18 protein-coding genes and 3 pseudogenes are annotated in these 21572 nt (G+C 65.6%); 13 read left to right on the top strand and 8 right to left on the bottom strand.

What is annotated here, in order from left to right:
* Positions 1-205: 205 nt before the first annotated feature.
* The 3 genes and pseudogenes from B1756_RS11210 to B1756_RS11220 all read left to right on the top strand — a co-directional run.
* A pseudogene (locus B1756_RS11210) lies at positions 206-1291 on the top strand (metallophosphoesterase family protein); the annotation flags it as partial.
* A 66-nt stretch (positions 1292-1357) separates the two neighbouring features.
* A complete protein-coding gene (locus B1756_RS11215; protein WP_152031304.1) occupies positions 1358-1942 on the top strand; it encodes a hypothetical protein in 585 nt (194 codons plus the stop codon).
* 106 nt (positions 1943-2048) lie between these two features.
* The gene (locus B1756_RS11220; RefSeq protein ID WP_086888617.1) at positions 2049-3347 is read left to right on the top strand and encodes an RNB domain-containing ribonuclease; all 1299 of its coding nucleotides are present in this window, start codon (positions 2049-2051) and stop codon (positions 3345-3347) included.
* Between the two features lie 189 nt (positions 3348-3536).
* Here the strand turns inward: B1756_RS11220 and B1756_RS11225 are convergent, their stop codons facing one another.
* The 3 genes from B1756_RS11225 to rtcA form a co-directional block, all read right to left on the bottom strand.
* Positions 3537-3959, bottom strand: a complete 423-nt coding sequence (locus B1756_RS11225; protein ID WP_086888618.1) for a CBS domain-containing protein — start codon at positions 3957-3959, stop codon at positions 3537-3539.
* Positions 3960-4121: 162 nt separating this feature from the next.
* Positions 4122-5075 (bottom strand): bifunctional 2-dehydro-3-deoxygluconokinase/2-dehydro-3-deoxygalactonokinase, encoded by a 954-nt coding sequence (kdgK1, locus tag B1756_RS11230; protein ID WP_086888619.1) that lies wholly within the window; start codon positions 5073-5075, stop codon positions 4122-4124.
* A 205-nt stretch (positions 5076-5280) separates the two neighbouring features.
* Positions 5281-6450: an RNA 3'-terminal phosphate cyclase gene (rtcA, locus tag B1756_RS11235; protein WP_086888620.1), complete on the bottom strand. Its 1170-nt coding sequence runs from the start codon at positions 6448-6450 to the stop codon at positions 5281-5283.
* A gap of 132 nt (positions 6451-6582) precedes the next feature.
* Here rtcA and B1756_RS11240 point away from each other — a divergent pair.
* Positions 6583-7881, top strand: a pseudogene (locus B1756_RS11240) (MFS transporter); the annotation flags it as partial.
* A 42-nt stretch (positions 7882-7923) separates the two neighbouring features.
* Positions 7924-8352 (top strand): annotated as a pseudogene (locus B1756_RS19890) (GNAT family N-acetyltransferase); the annotation flags it as partial.
* Positions 8353-8529: 177 nt separating this feature from the next.
* Here B1756_RS19890 and B1756_RS11245 read toward each other — a convergent pair.
* A complete protein-coding gene (locus tag B1756_RS11245) occupies positions 8530-9150 on the bottom strand; it encodes a DUF7509 family protein (protein WP_086888621.1) in 621 nt (206 codons plus the stop codon).
* Between the two features lie 95 nt (positions 9151-9245).
* Between B1756_RS11245 and B1756_RS11250 the strand changes: the two genes are divergently transcribed.
* A complete protein-coding gene (locus B1756_RS11250) occupies positions 9246-9629 on the top strand; it encodes a winged helix-turn-helix domain-containing protein (protein WP_086888622.1) in 384 nt (127 codons plus the stop codon).
* Between the two features lie 48 nt (positions 9630-9677).
* On the opposite strand, the gene hmgA is transcribed toward B1756_RS11250, so the two are convergent.
* The gene (gene hmgA / locus B1756_RS11255) at positions 9678-10904 is read right to left on the bottom strand and encodes a hydroxymethylglutaryl-CoA reductase (NADPH) (RefSeq protein ID WP_086888623.1); all 1227 of its coding nucleotides are present in this window, start codon (positions 10902-10904) and stop codon (positions 9678-9680) included.
* 166 nt (positions 10905-11070) lie between these two features.
* Here hmgA and B1756_RS11260 point away from each other — a divergent pair, with 166 nt between their 5' ends.
* The 6 genes from B1756_RS11260 to B1756_RS11285 all read left to right on the top strand — a co-directional run bounded on the left by B1756_RS11260 (position 11071) and on the right by B1756_RS11285 (position 18887).
* Positions 11071-11862, top strand: coding sequence for an ABC transporter ATP-binding protein (locus tag B1756_RS11260; RefSeq protein ID WP_086888624.1), 792 nt, complete (start codon positions 11071-11073; stop codon positions 11860-11862).
* On the top strand, positions 11859-13079 hold the full coding sequence (locus tag B1756_RS11265; RefSeq protein ID WP_086888625.1) for an ABC transporter permease: 1221 nt from the start codon (positions 11859-11861) through the stop codon (positions 13077-13079). The genes B1756_RS11260 and B1756_RS11265 overlap by 4 nt, the downstream gene beginning before the upstream one ends.
* Before the next feature lie 46 nt (positions 13080-13125).
* A complete protein-coding gene (locus B1756_RS11270; RefSeq protein ID WP_479687231.1) occupies positions 13126-14148 on the top strand; it encodes an LLM class flavin-dependent oxidoreductase in 1023 nt (340 codons plus the stop codon).
* A 206-nt stretch (positions 14149-14354) separates the two neighbouring features.
* On the top strand, positions 14355-15956 hold the full coding sequence (locus B1756_RS11275; protein WP_086888627.1) for a PAS domain S-box protein: 1602 nt from the start codon (positions 14355-14357) through the stop codon (positions 15954-15956).
* A 244-nt stretch (positions 15957-16200) separates the two neighbouring features.
* Positions 16201-17334 carry a quinolinate synthase NadA gene (gene nadA, locus B1756_RS11280; RefSeq protein ID WP_086890153.1) on the top strand — a complete coding sequence of 378 codons (1134 nt, stop codon included), beginning with the start codon at positions 16201-16203 and terminating at the stop codon, positions 17332-17334.
* 8 nt (positions 17335-17342) lie between these two features.
* Complete coding sequence (locus B1756_RS11285) at positions 17343-18887, top strand: L-aspartate oxidase (protein WP_086888628.1); 1545 nt, start codon at positions 17343-17345, stop codon at positions 18885-18887.
* A gap of 219 nt (positions 18888-19106) precedes the next feature.
* On the opposite strand, the gene B1756_RS11295 is transcribed toward B1756_RS11285, so the two are convergent.
* Complete coding sequence (locus B1756_RS11295) at positions 19107-19802, bottom strand: helix-turn-helix domain-containing protein (protein ID WP_086888630.1); 696 nt, start codon at positions 19800-19802, stop codon at positions 19107-19109.
* 132 nt (positions 19803-19934) lie between these two features.
* Here B1756_RS11295 and B1756_RS11300 point away from each other — a divergent pair, with 132 nt between their 5' ends.
* Positions 19935-20726 carry an alpha/beta fold hydrolase gene (locus B1756_RS11300; RefSeq protein WP_086888631.1) on the top strand — a complete coding sequence of 264 codons (792 nt, stop codon included), beginning with the start codon at positions 19935-19937 and terminating at the stop codon, positions 20724-20726.
* Positions 20727-20762: 36 nt separating this feature from the next.
* Here B1756_RS11300 and B1756_RS11305 read toward each other — a convergent pair whose 3' ends face one another.
* Positions 20763-21176, bottom strand: coding sequence for a type II toxin-antitoxin system VapC family toxin (locus tag B1756_RS11305; protein ID WP_086888632.1), 414 nt, complete (start codon positions 21174-21176; stop codon positions 20763-20765).
* Between the two features lie 5 nt (positions 21177-21181).
* Complete coding sequence (locus B1756_RS11310) at positions 21182-21505, bottom strand: AbrB/MazE/SpoVT family DNA-binding domain-containing protein (RefSeq protein ID WP_086888633.1); 324 nt, start codon at positions 21503-21505, stop codon at positions 21182-21184.
* Between the last annotated feature and the right edge of the window lie 67 nt (positions 21506-21572).

Here is a 21572-nt window from a genome sequence, read left to right on the forward strand (position 1 = left end):
GGTTGAATAGCCAGCTATCTTCGATACTCGCTGTATGCGGGGAGGAAGGCCCCATTGACAGGGCTGTACGCGCTGGAAAGCACGTCCGTGGTCACAACTGGACGGCGACCGTCGACGGGTCACGCGAAAGCGTACTTGAACCCCGAGGAAACGCGCAACCTGAATATCCACGTCGTGGATTCCCGCGACTTTAGGCGCGGGAGGATGTCAACCCGAACACGTCGACCGACTCGCGGAGTTCAACGTCTCGCTCGAGCCAGAAATCTCGATCACGCGCGAGGTCGACGTCGGCACCGACGAAAACCCGCGGATCTGGATCGAGCACGGCCAGCAACACGACGCGAACAACCGGATGCCCGACTGGGGAAACCCCGACGCCCTCCCGCTCGGATACTTCGTCGTCCAGCGGATCGTCGCCGCGGCGGGGCGGTACTCCGGACACGCACGGGGCGACTGGCTGCGTGACGTCCAGTCGGTCGCGCCGATGGAGGAACTGCCACGCTGGCTCTTCTCGAACTACTTCTACCGGGAGATGAGCCCGTTTCTCCGGGCCGTCGTCGTCCCGCTGCTGCTGTTTTTCAACGTCACCCTCCTCTACCTGTTCGGGACGGTTCTCGAGGTGGCTGGCATCCTGCCGCCGCGATTTTTCACCGACAATCCGGTCGTCCGCGCGCTCGGCGTCGCCGACGTCGTCCTCGAGATCATGATCGCCATCAATCTCGTGATACTCGTCGTCTTGCTCGTGCTTGCGGTGCCGTTCTGGCTGTTCAGACGCGATTTCAGGCGCACGCTCGACCGTTTCGGCGTCGCGCTCTCGGGCGTTCGCGTCGGCCAGGGTGACGAGCCGTTCTTGCGGGCGGCCCGGGAGACCTTCGAGGCGAACCCCGACGTCGCCGTCTTCGTCTACGGCCACACCCACCGCGCGTCGCTCACCCGGTGGGGTGACCGACTGGTCGTCAACACGGGGACCTGGCTGAAGAAGCTCCAGCACGTCGAGAGCCGGTTCTCGCGGCTCCCGGGGGTCTACTACCCCTCGTTCCGACTGAACTATTTTCGGATCTTCGCCGAAGGAGATCGGATCGTCGTCGAGTACGAGGAGATCGAGACCGACGAGTCGACCGACCTCACCCGGTTCGAGCGACTGGTCGCACGTCGCCCGCCGGCGACGGAACCGATCCCGACCCAGACGGTGATCGACCCCGACGGCCCGCTCGAGGTGCCCGAGACGGTCTCCACGGACGGTGAAAGCGACGAAAACGCGCCAGGGGTGGCGACCAACCGTACCGACTGACCGTGGGACGAATCGGTCGGTACGGTTCCCGAAGACAATTATATGTAGATTGATTGAGCATCCAGTATGAACAGGAGGGCGTTCTTCACCGGAAGTGTGGTGGCGGTCGGTCCGGGTATCGCCGGGTGTGTGACGGATCGACGCGACGGTGAGGTGCTCACAGATGCAGTTCTCACGACGAAACGTATCCGCGTCGACTGGGAGTCCGCTGCCGGATCGTTCAGAACCCACGTTTTGAGCGCCTATCCGGACCAGTCGACACTCCGCGGTACTGTTGCGGCGGAAATCGACGACGTCGTCCGTTCGATAGACGATATCCGCGTCCCGGAGTCCGTAGACGATCGACTTCGAAGTGCCTTCGACGACTTTGCATACGCCGTTGGGGTCGGCCATGAAGATGCCGACGAAGAGGATACCGGAGACGAGACGATCACGTTCGACTCCGCGCCTCCATCGACCGTCTCACGGGAGCAGTTCAACCGTCTTCAGTTCGGGGATTCCCTCGACGTCCGGCTTTCGGGGACGTCGTTCGATCCGAATCTCGAACTTCTCGAGAGAAACGAAGGCCGTCACGATGGTCCGACCGAAATGGTGATCAGTTCGCGCGACTTCTCGGATGTCCACAGCGGGAGAGATCCACCGTCGATTTGAGCGGCGTAGCGCCGTTCGACAGAGACGCCCGCCACGTGAACGCGGCGACGACGAGTCCACTTCCCATCCCGACACGACTTTCACCCGGTCGTTCGTAGGCGGAGGTATGAGCGACGACGCACAGGCCGAAGCCGGCACGGCCAAAGGCCAGGGCCCCGTCCACATCTCCGAGGACCTCGCCCGCCACCTCGAGAACAAGCGCGAGGAACTGTTCGAGAAGTTCGAGATCCGCGACGAGTTTCCGTCGGCGGTCCTCGAGGAAGCCAAAGAACTGACGGGTGACGTGCAGGGAGACATCGACGCCGAGATCGACGATCGGGAGGACCTGCGGGACCTGACGACGTGGACGACGGACCCGATCGACGCCCAGGACTTCGACGACGCCATCTCGATCGAAGAACGCGACGACGAGTACGTCCTCTGGGTCCACATCGCGGACGTGACTCACTACGTCCACCCGGACTCGGCGATGTGGGCGGAGGCCGTCGAGCGGGGTAACACGGTGTACCTCCCCGGCTACACCATCCACATGTTGCCGCCGATTCTGGCGGAGTCGGTCTGCTCGCTCGTGCCCAACGAGGAGCGCTTCGCCCACACCGTCGAGATGCATCTCGACAAGGAGACGCTCTCCTACGAGGAGATCGACATCTACAAGTCCGTCATCGAGTCCAACGAGCGACTCACCTACTCGCAGGCCGAGAACCGGATCGACGACCCCGACGCGCCGCTGCACGAGGAGAACAAACTGGTCCACGAGGTCGCCGACCGGATGCACGAGATCCGCAAGGAAGACGGCTCGCTCGTCCTGAACCCCGCCCGGGACCGCGCCCACACCATCATCGAGGAGTGCATGCTCAAGGCCAACAAGGCGGTCACGCACGAACTCATGTGGACCCGGCAGGTCGAGGCCATGTATCGCGTCCACCCCCAGCCCACCCCTGACGAGTGGTCGAAGGCGCTTCAGGAGATTCAGGACCTGGATGGCGTCTCGATCCCCGGCGACACCTGGGACGACCCCCGGAAGGCCGTCAACGCGACGCTCGAGGAGGCACCCGGTCGCCAGCTCGACAAGATCCAGTGGGCCGTGATGAAGGTGATGCCACGGGCGAAGTACATGAACGATCCCTTCGGCGGCCACCACGCGCTGAACTTCGAGATTTACGGCCACTTCACGAGCCCCATTCGCCGGCTCTCGGACCTGATCAACCACTGGATCGTCTACCAGAACGACGTCCCAGAGAACCTCGTGGAACTCTGTGATCGCGCGAGCGACAAGCAGAAAGACGCCGAACAGTGTGAACGCGAGTACAAGCAGTTCCTCCAGGAGGTCGGCCTCGACCCGATGGCGGTAAACAACCGCGGGATCGAAGTAGTCGACGCCGAGGAGGCCGACAAGACGTTGTAAGCGAGGCCGAGTGAGGAACGAACGAGGCCTCGAATAGCGAACGGAGAGCGAAGCGAGCCGTGAGCCGAGTGAGGAACGAACGAGGCCTCGAATAGCGAACGGAGAGCGAAGCGAGCCGTGAGCCGAGTGAGGAACGAACGAGGCCTCGAATAGCGAACGGAGAGCGAAGCGAGACCGAAAAGAGAACGGTCAGTACTCGGGTCGCTGGGCCTGGATCACGTCGGACAGTTGCATGTGTTCGTCGGCGAGCAGTTCGTTTAAGTCGTCAGACGTGATGATCCCGACCAGCTGGCCGTCGTCGTCGCAGACGGGCAGGCGACGGATGCCGTGCTCGCTCATCAGTTCTGTCGCCTTGTAGAAGCCGTCGCTCTGATCGATCGTCGCCGGGTCCTCGGACATGACGTCACCGGCGGTCGTCTCCGAGGGGTCCATCTCGTCACCGAGCACGCGCGTCGCGAGGTCGCGGTCGGTGACGATTCCGGTCGGCTCGTCACCGTCCGTGATCACGACGCTCCCGACGTGCGAGTCGTCCATCCGCGAGGCGAGGTCCTGAACCGATTCGTCTTCGGGTGCCGTTACGACGTCACTCCGGGCGAGGTTTTCGACTGGCATGATCCGCGTTCCCCTCCCACCGAACTCACCATAAACCCACGACCTACTCCCAGCCGATCCTGACTTCCACACGGGACGACTGACTCTCGAGCGGCGACCTGCACCGATCGTCTCAGAGTCCTTCGCGCTCGAGAAACGCGAGGTCAGTGTAGCGCCAGACAGTCACCGGGAGACGCCGCCTGTTTCCTCCTCGAGCACACCCTCGACCTCGGCTTTCGAGACGAGCGCGACGTCGCCGGGGATGGTTCGCTTGAGTGCCGCGGTAGCGGCGGCGTACTCGAGGGCGGTGGGGACGTCCTCGCCGACGAGGCGGCGGGCGACGAACGCCCCGGTGAAGGCGTCGCCGGTGCCGATGCGGGAGACGGTGTCGGTCTCGATGGCGGGCTGTTCGTGGACGACGGTGTCGTGCCAGGCGACGGCGCCCTCGGCTCCGCGGGTGACGACGACGGTCCGGAAGTCGTGGGTCGAGCCGAGCTTGTGAGCGAGCTGGCGGGAGTCGCCCTCGAGGCCGAGGACGTTGCGGGCGTCGCGGGCGGCGATGACGAGGACGTCGATGCCGGGGAACAGCGACGAGAGGGTCTGGCGGGCGGCCGACGGCGACCAGAGCTTCCGTCGGTAGTTGAAGTCGAAGACGGTCGTCGTCCCGCCCTGTTTGGCGGCCTTGAGCAGGTTGGTGGTCGTCTCCCGCAACGTGTCCGAGAGGGCGGGGGTGATCCCAGAGGTGAAGAACACCCGGGCGTTCTGGATGGCCTCGAAGTCGACTTCCTGGGCGCGCGTCGTGGTGACCGCTGCCCCCTCGCGGTCGTAGACGACGCTGGTTCCCCGTGGAGCACCCGCACGCTCGACGTAGTAGGTGCCCTGGCGACCCTCGTCGGCCCAGACGACGTTCGTCTCGATGCCGTAGCCCTCGAGTTCCCTGACGACGCGCCGTCCGAGGGGATTGTCCGGTACCTTCGAGAGCCAGGTGGCGTCGACGCCGAGGCGGTTGGCTGCAACTGCGACGTTGCTCTCGGCGCCGCCGACGCGGATTTCGAGGGTGTCGGTCCGCTCGAGCCGGTCGTTCCCCGGCGGGGTGAGCCGGAGCATCGTCTCGCCGAAGGTGACGAGGTCGCTCACGGCTGCTCACCCGACTCGAGGACTAGCGTGTAAGCCGGTTCACACCGGGGCCTGGCTCGCGGTCCGGCCAGTGTGTCGTTCATGGGTTCGGACACGTGGGCGACGAGTAAAATTGTATCGTTACTGGTGTTTTTCTTACCGTCTCGAGTCGATGAGTGAACTGTTCACAGGTCGGGGCGACCCGGTCTCGAGCACCCGGCGGCGATCACTCACTCGCGTCGACCGATTGCTCCGGCGCAATCGAGACGACGCCTTCCCCGTCCCGGTCGTCCCCATCGGCTCGACTACGCTCGTCGATGGCGACGGCGAATCCGAACGACTCGAGCAGCGCACAACTCGCCTCGACGTGTTCGGTGAGCGCCGGGACGCGAAGTCGGCCGCCCGAGACGGCGAGAAACGGGAGCAACTGGTCGGCCAGATGTCGGTCTACGGGTGCGTCGCCAGCGAGAAACCGGTTCGCGGCGTCGGCGGCGTTCTCGCCGACGCGTTCGGCCGGGGTGCCGCGTTCGCCTAACGCGGCGAACCCCGCGACGCCGGTCCCGTGGTCGATCCGGAGTACGATTGCCGTCCCCGGGCAGTCACTGGCCACGGTCGTCTCGCGGTGTTCAGTAATCGTCGTGCCATCCGCGTGCTCGCTGTCGGCATCGGCACTCGAGTCGCGTCCACCGTCCGAATCGACGATCGAGAGTCGCTCGAGCCCGCCCGCAGCCTGTCGGTGGGCTACGTCGCGGTCGGCGAGGGCGGCCGCTTCGGTCGAGTAGAGGCGAACGCCCTCGAGCGGTCCGCGCTCGGTGAGATCGATCGGCTCGAGACGAGAGGGTGCGAGGCGGAGTGTGGCCCGCCCGCCACCGTCGGGGTAGAATCCACGCCTGTCGACCTCACAGGCGGCGACGAGGCCGTACCGCCGCAAGAGCGGGAGCTTGACGTGTCGGAAGTAATCGACCGGCGGTGACCACTTCACGTCCGTTCCGCCGGTGACGGTGAGTGTGAGTGGCGACTCGAGGACGGTCGCGAGCGGGACGACGGCGTCGAACAGGAGGGTGATGCTCCCGGCGGTGCCGATGTCGACCTCGTATGTGCCGCCGGGGACGGTCGGATCCGTTTCGTTCGTCTCGCCCCCGGCACCGTCGCTCGAGCCGGTGGGATCGAACCTCACCGTCTCCGCGCCGAGTTCGGCCCCGGTGACCGAGGCGTCTGTCAGTTCGACCATCGTCTCGAGGGCGGCCAGGTGCTGGTGGCCGAGCCCCGGCGTCGACCGGTTCCCACGGACGTTCTCGATTCGGATCGGCTCCCCGCGCAGGACCGAGAGTGCGAGTGCCGTCCGGACGAACTGGCCGCCGGCTTCGGCTCCGTCGAGGTCGCGCGTGGTCGTCATACACTCGGCTTCGCGCTCGAGTCACTCCTACCTGTCTCTCGGGGGGCCGGGATTGGTCGGTGCCGATCTGCCCCCGTCCCCGCCTTACCGGTTGGTCAAATTTTTACGTCGTGGGACGGCGAGTGGCCCTGAATGCGACTCTGGTCCGATCCGAACCGCCGCCGGTGGATTCTCTGGGGGATCCTCGGCGTCGTCTTCTTGCTCGTCAACGTGAACCGACTCTCGTCTGCAGTACTCTCCGAGGACCTCATGGTCTCGTTCGACACGACGGGCGCCCAGCTCGGGACGCTCCACGCAACGTTCTTCTGGGTCTACGCGTTCATGCAGATTCCGACCGGAATTCTCGCGGACCGCGTCGGCCCGCGACGGACCGCCACCGCCGGTGCCGTCGTGATGAACGTCGGCGTCGTCTGGTTCGCGCTCGCCGACAGCTTCGCGGCCGCGATGGTCGCCCGGGGGCTCGTCGGCCTCGGCGGCAGCGTCATCTTCGTCTGCATCCTCCGATTCTGTGCTAACTGGTATCGCGCGGACGAGTTCGCCACGATGAACGGCCTCACGTTCGCCGTCTCGGGATTCGGCGGCATCTTCGCGACCACGCCGCTCGCGCTGGTGGTCGACGTTGGCGGCTGGCGACCCACCATCGCCGTCCTCGGCGTCCTCGGCCTCCTGTTCGCCGTCGTCGTCTTCGCGCTGGTCCGGGATACCCCCGCGAAGGCCGGCTTCGAACCGCTCGAGGGCGTGCCAAACCAGCCGACCGTCTCCACGAGCGAGCTGCGAACGAACCTCTCGACGGTGCTCCGGGACCGCTGGATCTGGGTCGTCAGCATCATGCTGTTCTGTACCAGCGGGGTGAACCTCACCATGTTCGGCCTCTGGGGGGTTCCCTACGTCGTCCAGACGTACGGCGTGTCGGTCACCTACGCCTCCGTCTTCACGCTACTCGGCGGCGTGGGCCTGATGATCGGTCCGCCCGCCATCGGCTGGCTCTCCGACCGCCTCGAGCGCCGCGTGGAGCTGCTGGTCTCCGGCGGGACGGTCGTCGTCGCCTGCTACGGGGTGATCGCGGTCCTCGGTGATCCGCCGCTGTTCGTCGTCGGTGCCGCGTTCCTCCTCGCCGGGGCGATGCTCGGCTCGTTCCTGCTTTCCTACCCGATCGTCAAGGAGCGCCACCCGGCGAGTGCGAGCGGCATCTCGACCGGAACGGTCAACGGCGCCGGCTTCTTCGGCGCGGCGATGTTGCCGACGCTGATGGGCTGGGCGCTCGACGCCTACTGGACGGGCGAACTCGTCGGCGGCGTTCGCGTCTACACCCAGTTCGGCTACCAGCTCGCGTTCGGGATCGCGACGGTCGCGAGCGCCATCGCTCTCGGCTGTGCGGTCTGGATCTACCGTCAGGAGCGTTCCGATCCGGTCACGAGTACTCTCGAGCCCGGCAGAGACGGGAACGGCTCACGAAACGCCGACGGCGATCACGTCGACGTCCGCGTCGTCGACTGGGACGCCGCCAGCCCCGACGCCCTCGCCGTCCGCGAGGCGGTCTTCGTCGAGGAACAGGGCGTCGACCCCGACCTCGAGCGCGACGGCCGCGATCCCGAGGCGATCCACGCCCTCGCAACCGACGGCGACGACCCCGTCGGGACGGCACGTCTCCGCCCCCTCGAGGACGGCGTGGGGAAGGTCGAGCGCGTCGCTGTCCGGGAAGACCGACGCGGCGAGGGCATCGGCCGGGACCTGATGGCCACCCTCGAGGCCGAGGCCGCAGACCGCGGGCTCGAGGCCCTGACCCTGCACGCCCAGACCCACGTCGCCGAGTTCTACGCCGACCTGGGCTACGAGCGCTCGAGCGAGGTCTTCGAGGAAGCCGGGATTCCGCACGTCGAGATGGACAAACGACTCGAGTGACGTACTCGAGCCAGGGTTCGTGAGTGGGGAAGAGAACAGTCGGCGTATCGCGTCCGACTACCGTCCGATCCGACTATCGCCCGCAGTTCCTCGTGCGCGCTCGCGAGGAGAGCGCCCCGAGCGGGGAGAGTTCCGAGCGGGGAGAGTTCGCCGGAGCGTCCTGATCGCTGTGAAATCTCACTCGAGTCGTGGTAACTGGTCGGTCTGTTCTTTTCGGATAACGTCACGAACGAAGAGGCGGAGTTGTCGAAAGAGATCGTCTCGGTTTTCGTATGCGTAGATACGGGCTTCCCAGCGATCGCGAACTGCGGCGATCATCGCACTCCGAACACCAGACTCGTGAACGAACAGTACTCGTTCACGGCAGTGATTCGGTGATTCATCATCGAAGAGGGACTCGAGGACCGACCCCACTTCGATTCCAACACCCAGGTTATCGCCGATCGTGGGGACGACGTATGCAACGACGTTACTCGCCCGAGCGAACGCAATACTCTGGGACGCTGCGTCCATTTCGTCGAGGGAAACGTCGACATCTATCGCCAGATACGCATTGACTCCGGCGGACGTTCGAAGATGATCTCGAGCCTCTAGCAAGAGATTCAGTGCAGCCTGGTCCCGATCGAGTGATTGGTTAGATTCGACGAGCGTGCCGAAGTCTATCGATTCGGGGACTGTGGTTGGGTCGGCGGTATCGAGCACCTGCTCGACGTCGAAGGCCTGGTACGGCCCCATCAGGTACACGAGGAACCGGGATCGCGGGAGGTCTCCGAGTTCCTCGATAATTCGGTTTCGCATACCCTCCTTCCCCCGACGATAATATATAAATGGCCGTGATTTCAGCGAATTTTGACTCAGAGAACGCTTAAGGCCGTTGGAGCCGATGTGTAACTATGGTGGGATCCGAGAACGCGGCGCAGCAACCGGGAGAAGAGCTGCTACCCGAACACAGCGTCCTCTCGCTCGAGGAGTATCTGGCGATGCAGCGCTCGATCGGGAACGAAACCCGGTTCCGGCTCCTGAACACGCTCGTCGACAATGGCCCCCAGAGCGCGACCGAGTTGCGTGAGCGACTCGAGGTTCGGTCGAACGCGCTCCACTATCACCTGGACGAACTCGTCGACGTCGGACTCGTCGAGAACCGAAAACGAACGGAACCCGATACCGACGGGCTCTACTCGTATTACCGGGCAACGTCGCTGGGTGAAGGAATCCTCGAGGATGGAGTCCGCGAACTGATGCGACGTGAGTGGGACGCGCTCGAAACGTACAGCTAACGTCTCGAGGATTCTACCGCCGCTGCAAGGGTTTTCGCGACCGGCTTCTTACCGTCCGAGTTCCTCGTGTGCGCTCGCGAGGTGACGCGAGGAGAGCGCCCCGAGCAGTGAGAGTTCGCCGGCGAGTGCGCCGACGGCGATGACCTCCGCGAGCGCGTCGGCGTTCGAGCCCGCGGGATCGCCGCCGCCGCGCAGGCCGAGGATCTCGAGCGCCTCGGACTGGGTCGGCAGTTTCGTTCCACCGCCGACGGTGCCGACCTCGAGGGAGGCCAGTGAGACCGACGCGTAGAGATCGCTGCCACCGTCTTCGCGCTTTCGGGCGTCCATCGTCGTGATCGTGTTGGCGGCCTCGACGACCTGGGCTTCGTCCTGTCCGGTCGCGAGGAAGGCGGCGGCGACGACGTTCGCGGCGTGGGCGTTGAACCCGAGCGCGCCGGCTTTGGCGCTGCCAGTGAGGTTCTTGCGGGTGTTGGCCTCGGCGATGGCCTCGGGGGTGGTGTGCAGGCGTTCTTCGACGAGTTCTCCCGAGATGACGACGTCCGCCGTCACCGAGCGTCCGCGGCCCTCGATCGCGTTGATCGCGGCGGGTTTCTTGTCCGAGCACATGTTTCCGGACAGCGCCACGAGCGAGGCTGGGGTCTCCTCCTCGACGACCTCGCAGGCAGCCGCGGTGGCGATCGTAGCCATGTTCATCCCCATCGCGTCCTTGGTATCGTAGGCGAACCGAAGGAAGACGGAGTCGCCGACGACGTAGGGCTCGACGCCCAGCAGCTCGCCGTGGCTGGTCGTCGACTCGGCTGCCTCGGCGAGGGCGTCGCGATTCTCGTCGACCCACTCGACCGTCTCGGCGGCCTCCGCGACGCCCTCGACGCGGAACACCGGCGCGCGGGTCATCCCGTTTTTCGTCACACGAGCGGTCGCGCCGCCGGCCGTCCCGATCACGGACAGCCCGCGGTTCACGGAGGCCAGCAGCGCCCCCTCGGTAGTCGCGAGCGGGAGGTAGTACTCGCCGTCGGCCGCACCGCCGTCTACCGTCGCCGGACCGACGACGCCCATCGGCACCTGGGCCGCGCCGATCATGTTCTCGACGTTCGGTTCGGCCTCAGCGGCCGGGAAGCTGTAGTCGGCGATCGTCTCGAGGTCGACGCCCGTCTCGGCCTCGAGCACCAGCCGGCGGGCCGCGGCGGCGGTGTCGTGGTCGGCGTGGTCCTCGAGTTCGTGGATGCGAAGGTCGCCCTCGCGGACGCGCGTGGCGAGGTCCTCGGCAGTGGTCATGGGTGGGCAGAGACAGTGGCCCGTCCTAAGGGTTGCTGATTCCGTCTGACCGACGATAGGCGGTTCAACTGACTGCTCCTCGTTCGGATTCTTTTCACGTCGTGTGACAGCCATCGATACTGGTAGCTGTCAACTGTTATCCGGGAGATCGTGGTATCGGCCGCCTATGGCTTCGGACGCGAGGGACGGATCGATCGCCGTCGCCCTCGAGAACGTCGGTCGGACGTACCAGCTGGCCAAGCCGGTCCACGCGGTCGAGGACGTCTCGCTGACGCTGGGGGAAGGGTCGTTCACCGCGGTGATGGGGCCGAGTGGGTCGGGAAAGAGCACGCTGATGAACCTGATCGGCTGTCTGGACACCCCCACGGAGGGGCGGATCGAGATCGGTGGACGGTCGGTCGAGACGCTCTCGGACGCCCAGCGGGCCCGGCTTCGGGGTACCGAGATCGGGTTCGTCTTCCAGACGTTCAACCTCATGCCCCGGTTGACCGCCGCCGAGAACGTCTCCCTGCCGATGGTGTTTCACGATGCCGTCGACCAGGACCGCCGCGAGCGGGCGCGCACCCTCCTCGAGCGCGTCGGCCTCGGCGACCGTCTCGATCACGCCCCGAGCGAACTCTCGGGTGGGCAGCGTCAGCGGGTCGCGCTCGCACGCGCACTGGTCAACGACCCGACGCTGGTACTCGCCGACGAGCCGACGGGCAACCTCGATACCGACACCGAGGCCGAGATCATGGACCTGCTCGTCGAGTTGAACGACGAGGGGACGACGCTGCTCGTGGTCACTCACGAGCGAACGGTCGCCGAGTACGCTGATCACGTCGTCCACCTGCTCGACGGCCGGCTCGAGGACGTAGAGCACCTGGGCGAGGCTCGAGACGTGTCGGTGGGCGAGGTGATCGAGGGAGATGGGGCGGGAGAAATAGGCGAACTGGACGGGACGGGTGAATCGTCGTGAATCTCCGTGAGAGTCTCCGGATTAGCTGGCGGTCGATCACCTCCCACAAGCTTCGCTCGACGCTGACGACGATCGGCGTAATCATCGGTATCGCTGCCGTGATCACGTTCGTGGTGCTCGGCGCGGGCTTTTCGGCGAGCATCGTCGGCGACATCGAGGCCGAGCAAGAGCCCGTGATGGTCGTCCAGACGCAGGCCGAACCGGAGGGTGGCTTCGGTGTCGTTCCCGTCGAGACGCCCATCTACACCGAGACGGATATCGAGGCCCTCGAGGGACAGGCGGACGTCTCGTTCGTCGCGCCGGAGGGATCGCTCGACGTGGTGCAGACGGCGACGGACGACGAACAGGTGACCGGCGTGGTGTCGACGCAGGCGACGACTCCGGAGAGCTTCGAGCACTCGACGTTCGTCGACGGAGAGGCCTTCGATGGCGAGGACGAGGCCGTCATCAACGAACCGACCAGCCAGCTGTTCGACGACCTCTCGGCGGGCGACGAGCTGACGCTAACCTTCGAGGACGGCGAGACGGCGACACTCACCGTCACCGGCGTCGTCGAGTCCGAGTTCGGCGAACAGACGCCGCCGCAGGTCTACGTCCCCGCCGATCCGTACTACACGACGACGATCGAGACGCCCGACGGCGACGAGGAGCGGGCCTATCCGATGCTCGTCGTCGGTGCCGAGAACTTCGAGGCGGTCGACTCCGCACAGGAGGCGACGATCCAGTACCTCGAAGATGAATCCCACGCCGCGGAACTCAAGAGCGACGACGACGAGATCCAGGTCCAGACCGTCGAGGACGCCATCGAGCAGTTCACCGACATCGTCGACCAGTTGACGCTGTTTATCGGCGCGGTCGCCGCCATCGCGCTCGTCGTCGGTTCGATCGGCATCGCCAACATCATGATCGTCAGCGTCACCGAACGGACCCGCGAAATCGGCATCATGAAAGCCGTCGGCGCGCGCCGCCGGGACGTCATGCAACTGTTCCTCGTCGAGTCGGTGATTCTCGGCGTGATCGGGGCCGTCGGCGGCGTCGCCCTCGGGATCGGCGTGGGCTTCCTCGGCGTCGAGTACCTCGACTGGCCGATGGTCTACCCGCTCGAGTGGATCGCACTCGCCATCGGCGTCGGCGTCGGCGTCGGCATCGTCTCCGGGCTCTACCCCGCCTGGCGCGCCGCTCGAGTGGATCCGATCGAGGCGTTACGTCGGGAGTGATCGATTGCATGCCGTGGCCGGACCTCGAGCCCTGACGACCACGTCGATTTTTGCGTGTGGGCGTCTAGCAGCCGGTATGGATACGGACGTCGGACTCATGCTGACGGTTCCCGGCGACGAACTCGCCGAGATGGCAGTCCGGGCAGAAGATCGCGGCTACGACAGTCTCTGGGTCGGCGAACTCTGGGGCGAGAACAGCGTCGTCCAGCTGGCCGAGATCGCCACCATGACCGACGAGGTACTGCTCGGCAGCGCTATTCTGAACGTCTACTCGAGATCGCCAGCTGTCCTCGCGATGACTGCCGCCTCGATGGCTCGCGTTTCCGACGGCCGGTTCACCCTCGGCCTCGGTACCAGCACCGCGAAGGCCGTCGAGGATCTCCACGGGATGGCGTTCGACCGTCCAGTCAGAAGCGCCCACGAGACGATCGAGATCGTTCGCTCGCTAACTGGCCAGACCACCACTCCCGGCGAATCGGTCGCCTACGAGGGGCAGGTGCTCGAGGCTGCGGACTTCCCCGCCCTCGACGCACCCGTCTCGATCTACCACGCGGGGCTGGGACCGGCGAACCGCCGCGTCGTCGGCCGACTCTGTGACGGCTGGATTCCCCACAACATCCCCTTCTCTGGACTCGAGGACGCGTTCGAGGAGGTTGCGTCGGCGGCCGCAGAGCGCGACCGCGACCCGGCCGAGATCACGGTCGCGCCGTACGTTCCCGCGGCCGTCAGCGACGACCCAGCGGATGCACGGGACGTGATCCGCAAGCACGTCGCCTACTACGTCGGCAGCGGGGAGGGGTATCGCCGGGCGGTCGCCTCGGCCTATCCCGAGGCGGACGCAATTGCGGAGGCCTGGCGTGACGGCCGCAAGGGCGAGGCAACCCGCGCCGTCACCGACGAGATGGTCGCCGACCTCGGCGTCACCGGGACGCCCGAGACGGCTCGAGGCCGACTCGCCGATCTCGTCGCCGAGACGCCGATCGACCATCCGATCGTCGTCGTTCCCGCGCCGGCCTCCCGCGAGGTCGGCATGGCGACGGTCGACGCGCTCGCTCCAGACGGCGCGTGATACGGATTACTGTAACGATTTACCGGCGCACCCGCCGACCGGGTCGTGGGTGCGCCGGAAATGACTTCCAGTAAACCGTATGAGTCGGCCGTCCCTTGGGACTCTCGTCCGTCGTAAAATCGCCACCGATGCGACGTCTGACGCAGTTCCACGGCCGTGGTAATTCGACAACCGTTATTACGGGGGGAGTTCGTTGATGGGTGACAATGGGGGATTCGTCGCTCACTCGCCGATTGCTAGGGGGCTATCGGCGACTCCTGTGGCGGTCGATGGACCTGATGGGGGTCCGCTCGAGTATCGAACGGAAGTTCGCCGTCGCGATGGCGATCCAGTATCTCGCAGCGATCGCGGTTCTGGTTCTCGCGGTTACGTTCGTCGGCCCCGGCCGGATGGCCAGCCTGCTCACGCCGGTTCAGCAACTGCTCATCGTCTTCGTCATCGGCGTTGCGACTGTGGCATTCTTCAACACGATCTGGGTCGTCAGACGAGACATCATCGATCCCGTTACCGACATCGAGCAGGTGGCTCGTTCGCTCTCACAGGGAGAACTCGACCGCACGCCCTCCCGGCCGTTCCAGCCCGACGAGACCGGCGACCTCAAACGATCGATGGTCGAGCTACAGGAGCACCTCGAGACGACGATCGATCAGGCCGAGGCGGTCGGCCGCGAACAGTTCGACGACCCGATTCTCGAAGAGCGAGTGCCGGGGGCGTTCGGCGACGCCCTGCTCCAGATGCAGGCACGCCTCGAGCGTCGCATCCGCGAGATGCGTCGATTTCGAGAGGCGGTCGAACACGCCGGTCACGGCGTCCTCATCACCGACGTCCAGGCGACGATCGTCTACGTCAACCCGGCGTTCGAGGACGTCACCGGCTACGATCGCGAGGAGGTAATCGGGAAGACCCCCCGTATCCTGAACTCCGGCGAGCAGGACGCCGCGTTCTACGAGGACCTCTGGTCGACCATCCTCTCCGGTGACGTCTGGGAGGGCGAGATAATCAACCAGCGCAAGGACGGCTCGACCTACCACGTCAGCCAGACGATCTCGCCGCTGACCGAAGACGGGCAGATCACCCACTTCGTCTCGGTCAACAACGACATCACCGAACTCAAAGAGCGCGAGCGGGACCTCGAGCGTCAGAACGAGCGCCTCGAGGAGTTCGGCCGGACGGTCGCCCACGACCTGCGCAACCCCGTCCAGACGATCAGGGGCTTCCTCGACGTCGCCGAGGAGGCAGACGACCCGGGTGATGCTTTCGAGGAGATCCGGACCTCGCTCGATCGAATGTCCGTCCTCATCGAGGAGTTGCTCGAACTCGCACGCGAAGGCCAGACCGTGGTCCATCCGGAACCGGACTCGCTCGAGCGAACGGCCCGGGCAGCGTGGGGGCAGGTCAAGACGGGCGAGATGTGCCTCGAGGTCGACGAGGATGCCGAGGTCATGATGGACAGGGCCCGCGTCCAGCAACTGCTCGAGAACCTGGTCCGGAACGCGAGAGAACACGCTGGAACGGACGCGACCGTTCGAATCGGCACGGTGGCGGCGGAGTCGCCGGACGAATCCGACGAACAGCCCGACGATCCCGACTCGCCGACCGGCTTCTACGTCGAAGACGATGGCCCGGGCATCCCGGAGAAACTTCGTGACAGCGTCTTCGACACTGGATACACGACGAACGAGGACGGCACGGGCTTCGGACTCGCGATCGTCGACCAGATCGCCGACGCGCACAACTGGCGGGTCGCGGTCGCAGAGGGCAGCGACGGCGGCGCCCGCTTCGAGTTTCGTGACGTCGAATTCGCCTGACCTCCGTCAGGAACCGATTTCCCGCTTCTGTCGTCGATCGAAACGCGGAAACGGATTCCCAGTTGGTGACGATTTTCCACCAGTTACTATCCACGAGACCCAGGAGCAACCCAAGAGCCATCATCGGCCAGTTGCTCCCTTCGGTTATCGAACCCTTCGGTGGTATCTGCCCAGAATGGCCGATCGAAGGAAAAAGTTATTCAATACCGCCCTCTGAGGTGTGGACAACCACAGGTATCGCCACATGGTACAGCTAGAAACCGCAGAGCTGGAGACCGATTTGAGTCTGTTCAAGTACGACAACCTCGAGCAGCTCCCGCCGGCCTACCGGGACCTCGAGCAGGCAGAACGGACCGAACGCATCGAAGCGGCACTCGGGGAGCTGGGCGACGACGTCGTCATCCTCGGGCACAACTACCAGCGTCGAGAGATCGTCGAGCACGCCGACTTCGTCGGCGATTCCTACCAGCTCTCGAAGCAGGCGGCCGAGGCCGACGCCGAGTACGTGATCTTCGGCGGCGTGACGTTCATGGCCGAGAGTGCAGACATCATCACCGACGACGATCAGACGGTGATCCTCCCGAGCATGGAGGCGTCGTGTCCGATGGCTGGGATGGCCGAAGCGCTGCAGGTCGACGCCGCGTGGGCCGAGATCACCGCGGCCGCTCCTGACGCCGACATCATCCCGATCACGTACATGAACTCCTACGCCGACCTGAAGGCCTTCTGTGCGAGTCAGGGGGGGCTCGTCTGCACCTCTTCGAACGCCCACCGCGCGTTCGAGTGGGCCTTCGAGCGCGGCGACAAGGTGCTGTTCCTGCCCGACAAACACCTCGGTGAGAACACCGCCTACGAACTGGGACTGGAAGACGAAATTGCCCAGTGGGATCCGTGGGACCCCGAGGGTAAGGACGCCGACGAGGTCGCCGAAAGTGACATCATCCTCTGGGATGGTTACTGTCAGGTTCACGAACGGTTCCGCGTCGAGCACGTCGAGCGGGTTCGCGAAGCAAACCCCGGTGCAAACGTCGTCGTCCACCCCGAGTGTCGCCGCGAGGTCGTCGAGGCCGCCGACGTCGTCGGCTCGACCGCGACGATCTGCGAGACGATCGAGGCGGCCGAGCCCGGTGAGACGTGGGCAATCGGCACCGAGATTCACCTCACCGAACACCTGCAACGCTGGCACCCCGAGGTGAACGTCCTCCCGCTGTGCGGTGACGCCTGCATGGACTGCAACGCCATGCGCCAGATCGACCCGAACTACCTGACGTGGGTGCTCGAGGAACTGGTCGCCGGCCGCGAACGCAACGTGATCGAGGTCGCGCCCGAGGAGAAGGAACTCGCCGGGCTGGCCCTCGAACGCATGCTCGAGGTCTGATTCGACAGATGACTGATTCAACACCGGAGTACGAGACGGCGGACGTCCTCGTCGTCGGAAGCGGGATCGCCGGCTGTGCCGCCGCGCTCGGTGCCGCCCGCGAGGGAGCCGAGGTCCTCCTGCTCACGAAGGCGTCCCGGCCCGACGACGCGAGCACCGACTGGGCACAGGGCGGTATCTCGACGACTCGCGGCGATCCCGAGAGCCTCAAAGAGGACGTCCTCGCGGCCAGCGACGGGACCGCCGACCCCGCGGCCGTCGACGTCCTCGTCGCGGACGCCGACGACGCCGTCTCCGACGTACTCGTCGACACCCTCGAGATCGCCTTCGACGAGACCGACGACGGCGCGTTCGACTACACCCGCGAGGCCGCCCACTCCGTGCGTCGCATCCTCCACGTCGACGCGGCGACGGGCACGCACATCCTTCGCCCCTTCCTGAACCACCTCGACGAACACGAGGCCGTCGAGGTCCGACAGGACACCGCCGCACTCGAGTTGCTGACCCACGAGGGGCGGGTTCACGGCGTCGTCAGCGACGAGACCGAGGACGGTCACCCGATCTACGCCGGTGCGACGATCCTCGCAACCGGCGGCATCGGCGCGCTGTACCCGCGATCGACCAACCCCGACGACGCGACCGGAGACGGCATCGCGATGGCCGCGCTCGCAGGAGCCGACGTCGCCGATATGGAGTACGTCCAGTTCCACCCGACGGCCTTCGACGGTGACGACCCTTTCCTCCTCTCGGAAGCCCTGCGGGGTGAGGGGGCCGTCCTCCGGAACGCCGAGGGTGAGCAATTCATGGACGAGTACCACCCACAGGGCGACCTCGCACCGCGAGACGTCGTCGCCCGCGCCGTCGAGACCGAACGCGAAGCGACCGGCGAGGTCGTCCTCGACGTCTCGACGCTCGAGGGAGATTTCGAAACCGAGTTCCCGACCATCGCCGAGATGGTCCACGAGCGTGGGATCGAGGGCGACGAGATCCCCGTCGCCCCCTGCGAGCACTTCCTGTGTGGTGGAATCGACGTCGACCACCGCGGGCACTCGAGCCTCGACCGCCTCTACGCCGTCGGCGAGTGTTCCCGGACGGGCGTCCACGGTGCGAACCGCCTCGCGAGTACGAGCCTGCTCGAGGGACTGGTCTGGGGACTCCGCGCTGGCGACGACGCCGCGGCCGTCGCTACCGACGCGGACCTCGAGTCCGATGCGACGGGCGTGGAGGCACCCGACCTGCTGAATCGTGACCCGGACCTCCCCCGGCGATTCGCCGCCGAGAAGTTCACTCGCCTCCAGCGGACGATGGACGAGTACCTCGGACTCGAGCGCGACCCCGCGGAGATCGCTCGCGCGAGCGCCGTCCTCCGGCGGCTCAAGGGTGAGGTCGACGCCTACATCCGCACCCGAACCGCTCGCGACCTCTACGAACTCCGGAACGCGAGCGTCGTCGCGCTGTTGATCGCTCGAGCGGCGAGCGAGAATACGGAGTCGACCGGATGTCACTACGTGACGGATGGCGAGGAGGCGGCAACCCGTCCAGCAGACGACTAACGACGACTCGACGAGCGGTTCCATCGACTCGAGGAGATCGTCGACATCGGCGTCGACCGGGCGTATTCGTAGTCTGCACGTTTTCGAGAGCCGAGCGGCCGTTCGAGAACCAACCCTGCTCGCGCATCGTGGCCCTCGACCACGACTTCCGATCGGAAAAGCGAGAGGACGCCGCCGTGGGATTCCCGCTCCAATCCAGCACCGCCACGACGCGGACTGTTACGCTCGCTGGTCTGGAATCGGCGGCCACGTTGGCGCGACCGTCTCCTCGATGAGTTGCGTTTGCGCGCGTCGGAGCCGTTCCGACACCGAGGATGCGGCGACGCCCAGTTCCGCGGCGACCTCCTCGAGCGACGCCTCGCGTGGGATTTCGAAGTACCCCATCTCGTAGGCTGCTCGGAGTGCCTCGTGCTGGCGGTCGGTCAGGCCGTCACCAGGTGGTTCGGGCGTCCCGTCGTGGGTGAGACGGTGCAGTCGAAACCGGGCGTTGCGTTGCCAGAACGTCGAGAACGCGTCGAAGGCCTCCCGGTCTGCGAACCAGCCCGTCTGTCGCCACCCGTCGGGTTCGACCTCGATTCGCTCGACGATGGCCTCGGCCGCGGCGAGGGTCTCGAGTCCCGCGAGGTCGTCGACGTGGTCGCCGAGTTGTTCCTCGAAGCTCAACGCCGGCGTGACCTGGTACCGACTGGCGTCTCCCGCGCGACCGATCAGCGTCCACTCTCCGACGGCGGTGGCATCGTCGAGTGCGGTCTCGACAGTGTGAGGAGTGGCCCCGCTCACGGTTGCAATGAACAGCGGTCTGCGGCCGTGAGCGAACTGGAGGTCGATGAGTACCGTCGCGTCGGGGACGGCTGCCGCGACCGTCACGAGCGGAAGGCCGTCACAGCGGATCTCGAATTCGGCGACCAGTCCCATACGCTCCTGTTCCACCCGACCTCCTTGGAAGCTCGGAATTCGGCTGTCGCCAGTCGTTCTTTCCCGTCCTACTTAAACGGCCGTACGACTGAGAGACAGTGGTATCTCGAGCGCGTTCGGTCACCGGTGTACATGCAGTCGACACGATCTGAGGACGGCACGGGGATTGTTTACGAACAGACTGGTGACGGACAGCCGCTCGTTCTCCTCCACGGGGGGATGGCCCCTCGAGCGTACTGGGATCCGGTTCTCCCACACCTCGAGTCGTACGCGGCGATCGTTCCGCAACGGCCGGGGTTCGGAACGTGTCTCGACCATCCGGCCGAGACGAGTGCGAACGGCGTCCTGGAACGCGAGGTCGCGTACGTACGACGGTTCGTCGACGACCTCGAGGGCGAGCCAGTCCTGTTCGGTCACTCCTACGGCGCCCTCACGGCAATCGAGGTGGCGACGGAGGCGGCGGTCGAGGCGGTCGTCGCCTACGAACCGGCGGTGCTCCCCGATGGGTACCGAGAACAGGCGAACCTCGCCGACCAGATGGAGGCGCTGCTCGAGAACGGCGAGCGCCGCGAGGCGGTGAAACGGTACGTCGAACTCGTCCTCCACCCCGACGGAATCGACGACCTCGACGCCTGGCTCGCGGCGTGGCCGGTCTGGCCGGACTGTGTCGAGTTAGCCGACGAAGTCCTCCGAATGAACCGCGCCGTCGAGCGGTATCGACTACCCGTCCGGCTCGAGGTCGACGTCCCGGTGGCGGTCATGACCGGAACCCATGGACCGGACTTCCTTCGACAGAGTGCTCGAGACGTTCACGACGCACTTCCCCACAGTCGTCTCGTCGAGTTCGACGGACTGAGCCACAGTGGGCCAGCCGAGGCGCCAGCACGGATCGTTGCGGAACTCGATGCGTTCCTGAACAGTTGATAGCGGCCTGTTAGCATCTCGGTAGCTCGTCGACAGTTAGGCCGGCTCGTCCCGAAACCGCACGATCGGCTCCGAGACGTCGTCGAAATCGTCGTCGGCGCCGACGAGCAACGCGCCGTCGACGGCGACCGCCGTCGCCAGTGCGTAGGCGTCGCCGAGTGCCATGCCGTGAGCTTCCTTCAGCGCGGCGGCGATCTGCCAGCACTCGGAGGGATCGACGACGGAGACGCCGAGCTCCTCGAGTCGCTCGAGGCTCGCAGTGACGTCCTCGGGCCGGAATCCGACTCGAGAGCCGACGTACAGGATCTCGGTTTTCGTCACTGGCGAGAGATAGCCGTCGATCTCGCCGCTTGCCACGCGGTCGATCCACTCTTCGACGACGTCGCTCCCGGCTTCGTCGTCGAGGTACGCGACCAGTGGTTCGGCGTCGAAGACGATCCCGTCGGCCATCGCAATCAGTCCTCTCCGGTTTCGGTTCCGTTGCTGTCACCGATCTGATCGACGAGGTCATCCAGTCGCCGTTCATCTCGTTCGCGCGACTCCCGAAGGAGTTGCGTCGCTGGTCGATCGTCGTCGCCGGTCCGCTCGAGTCCACGAAACTCGCGCATCGAGCCGACGGGACGGACGACGATCTCGCCATCGTCGTTCTCGACGAACTTGACCCGTCCGGGGGCCTGAATCCCGTGTTTCTCCCTGAGCTGTTTGGGGATCGTCGCCTGTCCTTTTTCGGTGACGGAGACGACCCGTCCCGATCCGCTGGAATCGGTATTACTCGACACAGGTATTACTTCTCGGAGTGGATACTTGAGGGTGTCGCCGTATGGTATCTACAGGCGGAGAAAACAG

Origin of the sequence: Natrarchaeobaculum aegyptiacum (assembly GCF_002156705.1) — an archaeon.
GTDB classification, from domain to species: Archaea; Halobacteriota; Halobacteria; order Halobacteriales; family Natrialbaceae; genus Natrarchaeobaculum; species Natrarchaeobaculum aegyptiacum.